This is a genomic window from Chloroflexota bacterium, from assembly GCA_038040195.1.
Classification (GTDB): domain Bacteria; phylum Chloroflexota; class Limnocylindria; order QHBO01; family QHBO01; genus DASTEQ01.
Genome location: JBBPIR010000001.1, coordinates 326434 through 339487 on the forward strand (window position 1 = coordinate 326434; position 13054 = coordinate 339487).

11 protein-coding genes are annotated in these 13054 nt (G+C 70.4%); 10 read left to right on the forward strand and 1 reads right to left on the reverse strand.

The window, feature by feature from the left end; translation table 11 throughout:
• The first annotated feature begins 23 nt into the window (after nt 1-23).
• The 7 genes from AABM41_01670 to AABM41_01700 all read left to right on the forward strand — a co-directional run bounded on the left by AABM41_01670 (nt 24) and on the right by AABM41_01700 (nt 10251).
• Nucleotides 24-3761, forward strand: a complete 3738-nt coding sequence (locus tag AABM41_01670) for a multifunctional oxoglutarate decarboxylase/oxoglutarate dehydrogenase thiamine pyrophosphate-binding subunit/dihydrolipoyllysine-residue succinyltransferase subunit (protein ID MEK6191016.1) — start codon at nt 24-26, stop codon at nt 3759-3761.
• 1 nt (nt 3762) lies between these two features.
• Nucleotides 3763-4800, forward strand: a complete 1038-nt coding sequence (gene thrC, locus AABM41_01675; protein ID MEK6191017.1) for a threonine synthase — start codon at nt 3763-3765, stop codon at nt 4798-4800.
• The gene (locus AABM41_01680) at nt 4793-5368 is read left to right on the forward strand and encodes a DNA-3-methyladenine glycosylase I (protein MEK6191018.1); all 576 of its coding nucleotides are present in this window, start codon (nt 4793-4795) and stop codon (nt 5366-5368) included. The genes thrC and AABM41_01680 overlap by 8 nt, the downstream gene beginning before the upstream one ends.
• Before the next feature lie 17 nt (nt 5369-5385).
• Complete coding sequence (gene thrB / locus AABM41_01685; GenBank protein MEK6191019.1) at nt 5386-6330, forward strand: homoserine kinase; 945 nt, start codon at nt 5386-5388, stop codon at nt 6328-6330.
• Nucleotides 6331-6341: 11 nt separating this feature from the next.
• Nucleotides 6342-8357: an ABC-F family ATP-binding cassette domain-containing protein gene (locus AABM41_01690; GenBank protein ID MEK6191020.1), complete on the forward strand. Its 2016-nt coding sequence runs from the start codon at nt 6342-6344 to the stop codon at nt 8355-8357.
• Nucleotides 8354-9325, forward strand: coding sequence for a DMT family transporter (locus tag AABM41_01695; GenBank protein ID MEK6191021.1), 972 nt, complete (start codon nt 8354-8356; stop codon nt 9323-9325). Before AABM41_01690 ends, AABM41_01695 begins: the two co-directional genes overlap by 4 nt.
• Nucleotides 9326-9396: 71 nt before the next feature.
• Nucleotides 9397-10251, forward strand: coding sequence for a lysyl oxidase family protein (locus AABM41_01700; GenBank protein MEK6191022.1), 855 nt, complete (start codon nt 9397-9399; stop codon nt 10249-10251).
• Here AABM41_01700 and AABM41_01705 read toward each other — a convergent pair.
• Nucleotides 10248-11261, reverse strand: coding sequence for an aspartate kinase (locus AABM41_01705; GenBank protein MEK6191023.1), 1014 nt, complete (start codon nt 11259-11261; stop codon nt 10248-10250). The genes AABM41_01700 and AABM41_01705 overlap by 4 nt on opposite strands.
• Before the next feature lie 29 nt (nt 11262-11290).
• Between AABM41_01705 and AABM41_01710 the strand changes: the two genes are divergently transcribed.
• The 3 genes from AABM41_01710 (at nt 11291) to AABM41_01720 (ending at nt 13051) form a co-directional block, all read left to right on the forward strand.
• Nucleotides 11291-12178, forward strand: a complete 888-nt coding sequence (locus tag AABM41_01710; protein ID MEK6191024.1) for an A/G-specific adenine glycosylase — start codon at nt 11291-11293, stop codon at nt 12176-12178.
• A gap of 125 nt (nt 12179-12303) precedes the next feature.
• Nucleotides 12304-12489 carry a hypothetical protein gene (locus tag AABM41_01715; GenBank protein MEK6191025.1) on the forward strand — a complete coding sequence of 62 codons (186 nt, stop codon included), beginning with the start codon at nt 12304-12306 and terminating at the stop codon, nt 12487-12489.
• 55 nt (nt 12490-12544) lie between these two features.
• On the forward strand, nt 12545-13051 hold the full coding sequence (locus AABM41_01720) for a redoxin family protein (protein ID MEK6191026.1): 507 nt from the start codon (nt 12545-12547) through the stop codon (nt 13049-13051).
• Nucleotides 13052-13054 lie beyond the last annotated feature (3 nt).

A 13054-nucleotide genomic window follows, 5' to 3' on the forward strand; every position in this document is an offset into this window, starting at 1 on the left:
TCGAGCCACTCTATTCTTAGCGTGTGCCGCCCGACGACACGAATGGCCGCTCTCCGCTGGACGACGCCCTGGAAGGGTTGAACGCCGGCTACGTCGCAGCAGTGTACGAGCAATACCGATCCGATCCGGCCAGTGTCGAGCCCGAATGGCGACGCCTGTTCGATACAGGATTGGCTGGATTCGAGCCCGTGCGGCCCGCAGTGCCATCCGCGCCGGCGGTGGTGCCAACGGCGCCGGCCGCAGCTTCCACCGTGCCGCCGGCGACACACAACGCCCCGGCCCCGCCGGAGCGCCCAAGCGCCGCTGCTGAGGAGCCGCCGCCCGGCGCCACGCCGCTGCGCGGACCGGCCGCCCGACTGGCGGCCAACATGGCGGCGTCGCTGGGAGTTCCCACCGCCACCTCGTTCCGCGACATCCCGGTGGCAGTCCTGGTAGCCCGCCACCGCCAGCTCAACACGCGGATCGCGCCTCGCAAGATGAGCTACACCCCGCTGATCGGATTCGCCATCTCGCGGGCCGCGGCCGAATTCCCGACCATGACCCGCGCCTACCTGGAGGTGGATGGCAAGCCGCACGCCCGCGACCCGGGCGCGGTCAACCTGGGATTAGCGGTCGACGTCGAGCGGCCCGACGGCAGCCGTTCCCTGATGGTCCCTGTCATCCGCAGCGCCCAGGCCCTTGACTTCGCCGCCTTCCATGCCCGACTCGAGGAGCTCGTCGCCGGCGCACGGGCCGGCAGCCTGGGTCCCGACGACTATGCGGGGGCGACGATGACCCTGACCAACCCGGGGACCCTGGGCACCACGGCCTCGGTTCCCCGCCTGATGATGGGCCAGGGCTCCATCATCGCCACGGGCGCCATCCGCGACGTGGGTGAGGCTCGGGTGATGACGATCACCTCCACCTACGACCACCGGGTGATCCAGGGCGCCGAATCGGGCGCCTTCCTCCGACGAGTGGCCGCCCTGCTTGACGGTGCCGACGGTTTCTACGAATCGGTCGCCGACAGCCTGGGCGTCGCGCCGCTCCCGGACCTGGCGGCCACCGGGCCGGAAGCGGCCGTCGAGCCGGAGGCCCAGCCGGAAGCAGTCGCCGAACCTGCGGCCGCGCCAGAACCCGCTCCCCCGTCGGCGCCGATCCTGACCGGGCCGCCCGGCCCGGCGGTGACCGTGTCGGGCGCCGACCTGCGGCGCATGGCATCCGCCATGGCCCTCATCGACGCGTACCGGCTGTATGGCCACCTCGCCGCCCAGCTCGACCCGCTCGGCAGCCCACCGCCCGGCGACCCTGCCCTCGACCCTGCCTTCCACGGCCTGGACCCGAGCAGCCTGGATCGGATCAGCGCCGACCTGCTCGACGTCCAGGTCTGGGGCGACACCTTGGCCGAGGTCCTCGAAGGCTTGCGCCGAACGTACAGCGGGACGATCGCGTACGAGGTCGAGCACATCGCCAACCACACCCAGCGGGTCTGGCTGCGGCAGGCGATCGAGTCTGGGGAGCATCGGTCCGCTCTCGAGCGCAAGGAGCAGAGGCGCCTCCTGGCCCGGCTGACCGCCGTGGAGGGCCTCGAGCACTTCCTGCACAAGGCGTACCTGGGCCAGAAGCGATTCAGCATCGAGGGCCTCGACACCATGGTGCCGATGCTCGACCTGGTGCTGGAGAGGGCCGCGGATGAAGGCACGCGGCGCGCGGTCATCGGTATGGCACACCGGGGACGTCTGAACGTGCTGGCCCACATCGTGGGCCTGCCGGTGGAGTCCATCCTGGCCGAGTTCGAGGCCGGCAAGGGCGTGGAGCGGGCGCGGTCTGCCGACGTCGAGATTGACGACGTGAAATACCACCTGGGAGCGACCGGGAAGCATGGAACCGGGCGCGGCCGCGTCGACGTCACCCTCATGCCCAACCCGTCCCACCTGGAGGCCGTCGACCCGGTGGTCGAGGGCCGCGCCCGCGCTGAGCAGACCGATCACTCCGGGCCGCTCGTGCGCCAGGACACGAGCCGCACGATCCCGATCCTGATCCACGGCGACGCCGCCTTCGCGGCCCAGGGCGTGGTGGCCGAGACCTTCAACCTGTCGCGCCTGGTCGGCTATGCCAACGGCGGGACCGTGCACCTGATCGCCAATAACCAGGTCGGCTTCACGACCTCGGTTGAGGAGGCTCGCAGCACGACCTGGGCGTCGGACCTGGCCAAGGGCTTCGACGTCCCGATCATCCACGTCAACGCCGATGACCCCGAGGCGTGCCTGGACGCCGTCCGGCTGGCGATGGCCTACCGCGCCGAGTTCGACGGCGACGTGGTCATCGACCTGGTCGGCTACCGCCGCTATGGCCACAACGAGGCCGATGAGCCCGCCTACACCCAGCCGCGGATGTACGACGCCATTAGGCGCCAGCGTTCGGTTCGCGCCCAGTACGCCGAGCAACTGGTTGCGGCCGGGGTGGTGTCCGCCAAGCGGGCCGAGGAGTTGGTCGACGAGTCACGGCGCGACTTGCTGGGTCGCCAGGCCGCGGTGCGCAAGGACCAGGCGGAGCCGCAGCTCGACCGGGGCGCCGAGGCGCTGTCCGTCGAGGAGATGGACGAGCCACGCACCGCGGTGGAGATGGACGTGCTGCGGGCGCTCAACGAGCAGCTCCACTCGGTGCCGAAGAACTTCACGGTTCACCCCAAACTGGTGCGCCAGATCCGTCGCCGTCGCGAGGCGCTGGCCGCGGATGAGGCGGCCGTCGAGTGGGGTCATGCCGAGACGCTGGCGTTCGGCTCGCTGCTCCGCGACCGGGTCGCGATCCGGCTGACCGGCCAGGACACGGTGCGCGGCACGTTCAGCCAGCGACACCAGACCCTGGTCGACGCGGCCAACGGCGCCACCTGGACTCCGATTCAGCACCTGGATGGGTCGAAGGCCAGCTTCGAGATCCACAACTCCCCGTTGAGCGAGTACGCCTGCCTGGGCTTCGAGTACGGGTACGCGGTGACGGTGCCCGAGGTCCTCGTCTTGTGGGAGGCGCAGTTCGGCGACTTCGTCAACGCCGCCGAGATCGTGATCGACCAGTTCCTGATCGCGGGGTTGGCCAAGTGGAACCAGACGTCGCGCCTGACCCTGCTTTTGCCCCACGGATACGAAGGCCAGGGCCCGGAGCATTCGAGCGCCCGGTTGGAGCGGTTCCTGGCCCTGGGGGCCGAGGGCAACATCCGGGTCGCCTACCCCACCACCGCGGCCCAGTACTTCCACCTCCTGCGTCGCCAGGGGCTGCACGCCGAGCCTCGGCCGCTGGTGGTGATGACCCCCAAGTCGCTGCTCCGCCTGGCCGAGGCGGCTTCGCGCCCGTCCGAACTGGCGGACGGCGGCTGGGCGCCGGTGGTGGATGACCCGGATCGCCAGACCGATGCGGAGGCGGCCGCCGTAAGTCGCGTGATCCTGTGCAGCGGGAAGGTCTACTACGACCTAGTCATGTCCGAGCTCCGGGCGGCCGCCCCCGAGACAGCCGTCATCCGCGTCGAGCAACTGTATCCGTTCCCCACCGACGCCCTGCGGGCGGTGCTCGCCCGCTACCCGCACATCGCCCGCGTGAGCTGGGTTCAGGAGGAGCCACGCAACATGGGGGCTCGTAAGTTCGTGCTGCCCAAGATCCGGCCCCTGGTGGCGTCCGAGATTCCGCTGGGCGACGTGTCCCGCCCCGAGCGGTCCCGTCCGGCCGAGGGTTATTCGGGCGCGCACCGGGCCGAGCAGGCCCGCATCGTCCGCGACGCCTTCGCGTAGGGTGGCGCCCCCGACTCCCCTCCTGGAGCGCTACCGCGACCGGTTGGCGCGCCCGGGCGAGTCGTTCCCGATCTCGCTCGGGGAAGGCGGTACGCCGCTGGTCCACGCCCGGCGGCTCGGCGCGGCGATCGGTCTGGATCACCTGTACCTGAAGTTCGAGGGCACCAACCCCACCGGGTCGTTCAAGGACCGCGGCATGGTGCTGGCCGTGAACCGCGCGCTGGGGAGCGGCGCCCGGATGGTTCTGTGCGCCTCGACCGGCAACACCAGCGCGTCGGCCGCCGCGTACGCCGCGGCGGCGGGATTGACCTGTGGCGTCGTGCTGCCCGCAGGCAAGGTGGCGCGCGGGAAGCTGGTTCAGGCTGTGGCTGCCGGGGCGCGGCTGGTCATGGTGTCGGGCAACTTCGATGCCGCCCTGGACGCGGTGCGTGCGCTGGGCGAGGCCGGCGATGGGGTGGTGGTCAACTCCACCAACCCCGACCGCCTGGAAGGCCAGCAAACCGTGGCCTGGGAGATCGCCGACGCGCTGGAAGGCGCCCCGGACGCGGTGGCGCTGCCGGTGGGCAACGCAGGCAACATCACCGCCGCCTGGCGCGGCTTCGTCCGCGTCGGGCAGCGTCCGCGGATGCTCGGCTTCCAGGCGACCGGCGCGGCGCCCATCGTGAATGGCGCGCCGGTGCCCGAGCCGGAGACGGTGGCCACCGCCATCCGGATCGGCAACCCCGCATCGTGGGAGGGGGCCACGACCGCGCGCGACGAATCCGGCGGGCTGATCGAATCAGTCACCGATCCCCAGATCCTGGCCGCGCAGGGCGACATCGCCCGCCTGGAGGGGATCTTCTGTGAGCCGGCCTCGGCCGCGGGCGTGGCCGGCGTCCGGCAGCTGGTCGAGGCCGGCCGCCTGGATCGGTCCACCTCGGTGGTCTGCATCCTGACCGGCCACGGGCTGAAGGACCCCGACACGGCGCCCGGCGAGCTGGGCGATCTCGCCCCGGTCTCAGCAACGGCCGACGCCATTCGCCGCGCCATCGGTGCCTGACCGCTGTTCCTGGGCCGCCGGCTCGGCCCCGAACATGCTCGCCTACCACGACACCGAGTGGGGCGTCCCGCTCCACGAGGATCAGGCCCTGTTCGAGCTCCTGATTCTGGAGGGCGCCCAGGCCGGGCTGAGCTGGACGACCATCCTGAATCGGCGCGAGGGCTACCGGAAAGCCTTCGCCGGCTTCGACCTGGCCACCGTGGCCGCCTTCGGCCCCGACGACGAAACTCGACTTCTGGCGGACGCCGGGATCATCCGCAACCGGGCCAAGGTCAGATCCGCCATCGGCAACGCGCAAGCCGCCCTCCGGGTGACGGCCGAGCAGGGCAGCCTGGATCGGTGCCTGTGGACGTTCGTGGACGGCAGGCCGCTCCAGAACCGATGGGAACGCCTGGGCGAACTGCCGGCCGAGACCGATGCCTCGCGGGCCATGTCGCGCGACCTGCGGCGGCGCGGCTTCTCGTTCGTGGGTCCCACCATCTGCTACGCCTTCATGCAGTCCGCTGGGCTCGTCAATGACCACCAGGTCGGCTGCTTCCGATACCTCGAGGTGGCGCGCCTCGCCTGACCGATACACTCGGCCGCGTGGCGACGCCCATTGCATCGGTCGATGTTCCGGCCAGCAGCGCCAACCTGGGGAGCGGGTTCGACTGCTTCGCGGCGGCCCTGAGCCTGAAGCTGCGGGCCGAGCTGCATCCGGGGAACCTGCCCGGGATCGTGCTGACCGCCCACGGCGAGGGAGCGGCCGAGGCCGACCGTTCCGGTTCCGACAGCCTGGTCGTCCGCGCCTTCCGGGAGGGCCTGCGCGCGGCGGGCGGTCCGCCGGGTGGCAACGCCGCGTGGAAGATCGAAGTCTCGAGCATGATCCCCGCCGCCCGCGGTCTGGGGAGCAGCGCGGCGGCCATCCTGGCCGGCATCCTGCTGGGGGCCAGCGCCGGCCGCCTCCCGACCAACGCCGACCAGCTGCTGGCCCTCGCCGCGCGGCTGGAGGGGCATCCCGACAACGTGGCGGCCGCCCTGTACGGCGGCTTCACCCTGGCCGTCACGGACCGGCAGGGCGAGGTCACCCTGCGCCGCTTCCGCGTCCCGGAGGCGTGGATCCCGGTCCTGTTCATCGCCCAGGCCGAGAGCCACACCGCGGACATGCGAGCAGCCCTGCCGGGACGGGTGCTCCACCCCGACGCGGCCGCGCAGGCCGGCCGGGCCGCCCTCCTGGCGACCGCCATCCTGACCAGCGACGCCTCGCTCCTCCGCACCGCCATGGACGACCGGCTCCACCAGCCCTACCGGCTGCCGTTGCTCCCCGGCGCCTCCGAGTTGATTGAAACCGCGTACCAGATCGGGGCGGCCGGCGCCTGCCTGTCGGGCGCCGGGCCATCGGTGCTGGCCATCTGCGACTCGCCCCTGACCGCGCATTCGGTCGAAAAGGCCTGGAACACCGCGGGACAACCGGGGATGGCCACCCGGCTCCGCTTCGACACGTCCGGCGCGCGCCTGAACGCTACCGAACCGCGCGAATCGTCGGGCTAGGTGAGCCGGACATGAGCCTCGTCTCGCTGTCCGGGGTATCGAAGAGCCACGGCGCCCAGCACCTCTTTTCCGACGTCAGCCTCCAGGTCAGCGCCGGGCGGCGGATCGCGATCGTGGGGGCCAACGGGACGGGCAAGACGACCCTGCTCGAGATCATCACCGGCGACCAGCAGGCCGACACGGGCTCGGTCGCAAAGGGCAAAGACGTCGTCATCGGTTACCTGCGCCAGGAGGTGGCCGAGACCCGCGGGCACACGGTCCTGGCCGAGGTCATCTCCGGCGCCGGCAAGATCACCGGCATCGGCCGACGCATGCGGCACATCGAGCAGGAGATGGCCGAGCTCGGGGGCCTGGCCGCGGCTTCCGCCGCCAACCAGGCCGACAGCGAAGCCGAGCTGGCGGAGCTGATGGACGAGTACGGGCGGCTCCAGCATCGGTTCGAGCAGTTGGGCGGCTGGTCCCTGGAGGCGGAGGCCCGGCGCATCCTGGCTGGCCTGGGTTTCGCCGATGCGGACGCCGAGCGCGACATCGGTGAGTTCTCCGGTGGCTGGATGATGCGGGTGGCCCTGGCTCGGCTCCTGCTGGCCAACCCGGACCTTCTGCTGCTGGACGAGCCGAGCAACCACCTCGACCTGGCATCGGTCGAGTGGCTCCAGGGGTTCCTGGCCGAATACGCCGGTGCGCTGATCCTGGTCAGCCACGACCGCGACTTCATCAACGTCGTGGCCAATCGGGTGGGCGAGCTGAGCCGGCACATGCTCACCGAGTACGTGGGCGACTACGCCGATTTCGTCGAGCAGCGCGACACCCGCCTGGCAGAGCTGGAACGTCAGGCCAGGGTCCAGGGCCGCAAGATCGCCCAGTCGGAAAGGTTCATCGAGCGCTTCCGGTACAAGAAGACCAAGGCCCGGCAGGTCCAGAGCCGGATCAAGATGCTGGATCGCATGGAGCGGGTGGTGGTGCCCGAAACGCGGACCAAATCGATCCGGTTCCGCTTCCCGCAACCCGCCCGAAGCGGCCGGACGGTCATCACCTTAAACGGCATCACCAAGCGCTACGGCGACCACACCGTGTACGACGGGCTGGACCTGGTCCTGGAACGTGGACAGAAAGTGGCGCTCATCGGTCCCAACGGGGCGGGCAAGAGCACTTTGCTGAAGATCCTGGCCGGCGCCCTGGAGTTCGACGCCGGGACGCGCGAGCTGGGCCACAACGTGCGAGTCGCGTACTTCGCGCAGCACCAGATCGAGGCCCTCAACCCGGCCAACTCGGTCCTTGAGGAGCTGGAGGAGGCCGCCCCGCGGCTCACCTCCGCCGAGCAGCGCCGGCTGCTGGGGACGTTCCTGTTCTCTGGGGACGACATCGGCAAGCCGGTGAAGGTCCTGTCCGGCGGGGAGCAGACCCGCCTGGCACTGGCCAAGCTGATGGCCGACCCGGCCAACCTGCTGTGCCTGGACGAGCCCACCAACCATCTCGACATCGCCAGCCGCGACGTGCTCGAGGATGCGCTGAACGCCTTTGGCGGGACCCTGGTCCTGATCACCCATGACCGATACCTGATCCGCACCGTGGCCAATGCTATTTGCGAGGTCAACGGCGGCACGGCGGTCCTGTACCCAGGCGATTTCGAGTCGTATGCCGATGCGCGCGGAATTGACGTCGAGCGGCCTGGGGCGACCGAGGGCGTGGCCACTCCCCGGGGAGTCGTGGCGACCCGCTCGCGCCGCGAGACGACCGACGAGGCCACGGCCCGCAAGCGCACCGAGGCCGAAGCGCGCAACCGTCGCCACCGCCTGACCCGCGACGTACGGGCCGCCTTGGAACGGACCGAGGCTGACCTGGCAGCCACCCAAACCGAATTGACCGATCTCACCCAGCGGCTGGCGGATCCATCGGTCTATGCCGATCCCGCGCAGGTACGCCGCCTCATCGAGAGCCACAACCAGGCGCTGGACCGGTCCGCGGGGCTGGCCGCCGAACGCGATCGGTTGGCTGCCGAGCTGTCGACCGCCCAGACCGCCTCGTGAGCGCCGACCCCCCGCGGAGCAACGGCGTTGGTGCCGGCCTGGTGGTCCTGGCCGCAGTGTGCTTCGCGACGCTTGGGCCTGCTTCTCGCTTCGCGTTCGCGGCGGACGTTGATGCGTTGACCCTGGTCACCTGGCGAGCGGTCATCGGCGGACTGTTCGTAGCGGCCACGGCCCTGGTCTTGAGCCGCCTGGGCCACGTCGTGACGCGGCCGCTGCGCGAGATCCCATGGCGCCATCGGGTGATGAATATGACGGCGGGCATCATCGGTGCCGCCCTGAATCTGGCCGTGCTGATTGCGATCAGCCGGATCAGCATCGCGCTGACCCTGCTGGTGTTCTACACGTACCCCGCCCTCGTGGCCCTCGTCGCAACCGCCTTCTTCGGGGAGCGGCTGGACGCGCTGCGCTGGACGGCCCTGGCGGTGAGTCTGTTCGGCCTGGCGCTCGTGGTCATCGGGGCTGGCGACGTTGGGCAGCTCGACCTGGTGGGCGTGGGGCTCGCCTTCTTCGGTGCGCTATGCCAGGTGGTGTACGCGCTTTCGGCGCAGCGCGGTTTCCCATCGGTCCCGGCGCCGCAGGCGGGTGGAATTACCTTCGCGGTGGCCGCCCTCGCCTACGTCGTGTTCGCCGGACTGACCGGCCAACTGGGGGTCATGGACGCCCCGCTTGCCTCGAGTGCCGCTCTGCTGCCGGTGCTCTTTGCGGGCGTGGTGGGGGCCGGCATCCCGACCATGGCTTGGATCATGGGCATCCGGATCCTGGGCGCGCCGCGTGCGGCGATCATCTCGACCCTCGAGCCGGTGGTCGGAGTCGCCCTGGCCGCGCTGGTGCTGGCCGAGATCCCGACCCCGCTCCAGGTGGTCGGCGGGGCCTGCATCATCGGGGCCGCCATCGTGGTCCAACGCCGACCCGGTGTCAGACCTGCTGAGCACGAAGCCGTGGCGGATGGCTCTATCCTGCCCTCGTGACGGTCGGACGGAACCTTCAGGACCATTGGTCTATGGTCGCCGGTGTACACAAGACCCACCCTAACCACCTCGTGACCGATAAGAGCCGCCGCCTCGTCTGGCTGACCCTCGTCTGCCTCGCGCTGGCCGCCTGCACCCCGGGCGCGGCAGGCGCGCCTGGATCGAGCGGGACTTCCACTCCGACCGCCGTCGCCACCCCGGAGCCGACGCCTGAGCCTACGCCAACCCCAGCCATTCCCGATGGCGCCCTGCTCCCCAACCTGGTCATGGAGCCGCTGACCGACTGGCGTGTCGAGTTCCGCGATGGCCATCGCCTGCTGCGGGTGACGACCATCTTCAGCAACTACGGGGACGGGCCCTTCGAGCTGCGCGGCAGCCGGGCGAGCGCGGACGAGCCGTCCATGCTGATGATGGATCAGATCGTGTACACCGCCTCGGGCGGCTTCCGCCGGGTATCGACCACCGTGGACGCTCGCTACGCCGGGGACGGCCACGACCACTGGCATGCTCAGCAGGTCGTGACCATGGAGCTGAGCCCGGTGTTGGGTCCTGGATCGGTCCGCACCGGGAACAAGATCCACTTCTGCTTCTTCGACAACACCGCCACCAACCATGAGCTGGCGGGGTTCGAGAACCATGCCTACTACCTGATCAGCTGGTGCGGCGAGCCGGAGTCGTTCGGGGTCCGAATGGGCCTGTCGGTGGGATGGGGCGACCGATACGGGTGGGACTTCGCCAACCAGTGGCTCGACATCACCGACATGGCGGGCGGCACCTACACCCTGAAGGCCACCGTCGACTGGGCGAACGACTTCTACGAGACCGATGACACGGACAACTGCATCATGAGCCGGATCCAGATTCCGGCCGCCGGCGAGGGCCAGATCGTCACCGTCGAAGCCGACAGCCAGCCCTGTCCGTCTTAGGCCATCAGGGCGGCGTGGACGGCCTGGGCGGCCTGGGCAGCCCGCGCTACCGGGACCTCAGCCCATACGACGCGGAGGCCGCCCTCGTCGAAGGAGCCCTCCCCGTGGGCCGGCAGCGGCAGCAGTTCGGGCATTCGTGACGCAGGACCGATCAAGCTGATGCGCGCGATCCGTTCCTTGCGGTCCACTGCCAGCAGCATCGCACCATCCGCGCCGCGCGCGGGACGGGGCGGCACTTCGGTAGATGGCGCCTCGTCGTCCAGCGACCGGACAACCAGCCGCAGCCGGCCCCGGCGCGCGCGGCGCACCGCTACGGGGTGGACGACCTCTGCGCCGAGCTCCCCCAGCAGCTCCAGCTGAAGCGCGTCGACCACGGGCATCAGCCGCGCCGCGGGGACCAGATGGGGATCGGCCTCCCAGACGCCTCCTGTGTCCTTGAACAGCTCGCAGCGGTCGGCGCGCAGGGCGACCGCCAGGGCCACGGCTGAGAGGTCCGTCCCTCCCCGCCCCAGGGTGGTCAGCTCCCCGTGGGCCCCGATCCCCTGGAATCCGGCCACGACCGGTACCAGGCCGTCCGCCACCGCTGTCCGCAGCGGACGCGAGTAGACGCGGCGAACGGCCGCGCCCAGGTGAGCGGCCGCGGTCCGGATCCCGGCCTCGGCGCCGCTGAACGATCGGGCGGGTATGCCGCGCGCCTCGAGGCCCAGCGCAAAAAGGGCCGCCGACAACGCCTCCCCGGTGGCCAGGGCGCGATCCGTCTCGCGGGCCAGCGCGGAGTCCGGCGCATGGGCCGAGTCCCCCCGCAAGATGGCCCCGCCATCGGGCAACAGGACCGAGGCGGACGACAGGATCGCATCGGTTACACCCTCGAAGGCAGAGACGACCACGACCGGACGCAGCCCGGCGGCCCGCTGGCGAACCACGACTTCCACCGCCGCAGCCACGTCCTCCGGCCGGGTCAGCACCGAGCCGCCGAACTTGTCGACCACGATCGCTCCCGCTGGCGTCATGGAGCGGACTGTAGCGCTACCCTCGCCGGGTGCCTCCCCGCGCTCGCGCTGCCACGCTCCGCGCCGTCCGACGGCGGATCCTCGGGTGGTACCTGGCCGATCACCGCGACCTGCCGTTCCGGCGCAGCCGGGAGCTCTGGCCCGTGCTGGTGGCCGAGGTCATGCTCCAACAGACCCAGGCTTCGCGTATCTCCGAACGCTTTGACGCCTTCCTGGACCGATATCCGTCGCCCGCGGCCATGGCCGCCGCGACTCCTGCTCAGGTGCTTACCGACTGGAGCGGTCTCGGCTACAACCGCCGTGCCCTGAACCTGCACGCCGCGGCCGTACACATCGCCCGCGACGGTTGGCCAGAGACAGTCGAGGAGCTGGAGCGGCTGCCGGGGATCGGCCCCTACTCGGCTCGTGCCATTGCGTCCATTGCGTTCGGCCAGCCGGTTGGCGCCGTTGACACCAACGTCCGACGTTGGATCGTCCGCCGCTTCGCGGCGGACGCGGCCGATCGTCGCGCCCTGCAAGACCTGGCCGACCGGCTGGCCGCCGCGGCGCGGTCCCGCGACCCGGAAGAAGCCGGCACCTGGACCCACGCCACGATGGAGTTCGGGGCGCGGATCTGCACCGCCCGCGCGCCGCGCTGCGACATCTGCCCCGTATCCCGGGGCTGTCCGTCCCGATCCGATCCGCGCCGAGTCCCGGTTCCCCGCCAATCGTCATCTACAGCGGCCACCCGCGCGGCGCGCGGCGCGGTTCTGCGGGCGCTGGCGACAGCGCCCGACCACCGGCTCAGTTGGACGAAGGCGAGCCAGACCGAGAACGGTGAGGCCAACGCCGTCGATTACCGGGAGATTACCGAGGGGTTAGAGCGAGACGGCCTTCTTCATCGGTCTGAGACAGACCTCATCCTCGGTCCGCGCTAGCGCTCGACAATGCCCTCGGTCAGCGGATCGGGGTTTGAGTGGTGTCTTCACGACGACAGTATCTGCGTCAAATATTGTCTCGCCCTTGTCGTTCGATCTCAAATATCTTCCCCAACATGTTCGGAATGACGGCCGCGACCGCCTGGGAGCTCGAAGCCGAGCGCCGGGTTGAGCTGGCCTCCCGGAGCAGGCCTGCTTCCAGCTCGGAGGTCCGCGTCGGTCGCGACGGTGTGCTCCTCGCCACCCTGCGTCGGTTGACCGGTTCGCTGCGGCAGGCAGCACCGGCTGGCCTCAAGAACCTGCGAACCTGATTTCTGGACTCCCGCCCCGCCAAGTAGCCGAGCCCGGCCCGGATACAATCGGTCCGTGAGCGGAACCACGGCCAGCCTGAGCGTGCAGGTGGGCGACCCCATCCCGTCCATCGGCCTGCGCGCCACCGACGGGTACCTCCTGAACCTGCGTTCGTGGGTGAGCAAGACACCGGTGGCCCACGTGTTCTTCGCCGGACCGACGCTCAGCGGAGCCGCGCGCTCCGAGGCGGAAGTCCTGGCCCGCGAGTTGGCGGCTGCCGTCCCGCGCCTGGACGCGGCCGGGATCGCGGTGACCGGGATCACGACCGACAACGAGCGCCAGCAGAAGGACTACGCGACGGAGCTGAACCTGCCGTTCCTGCTGCTCAGCGACGAGCGGCTGATCGCTGCACAGGCATTAGGCGTGCCGGTGGCCGAGAAGCGCGGCAATACGAACGTGGCGCAGCCGGTGCTGATCGGCGTCGACGAGACAGGGCTGGTTCGGGGCATTTACCACAAGCCCGATCCGCGCCTGGTGGCGGCGATCATCCTCGAAACCTTCCGAGAACCTCTCCCGGCCTGAACC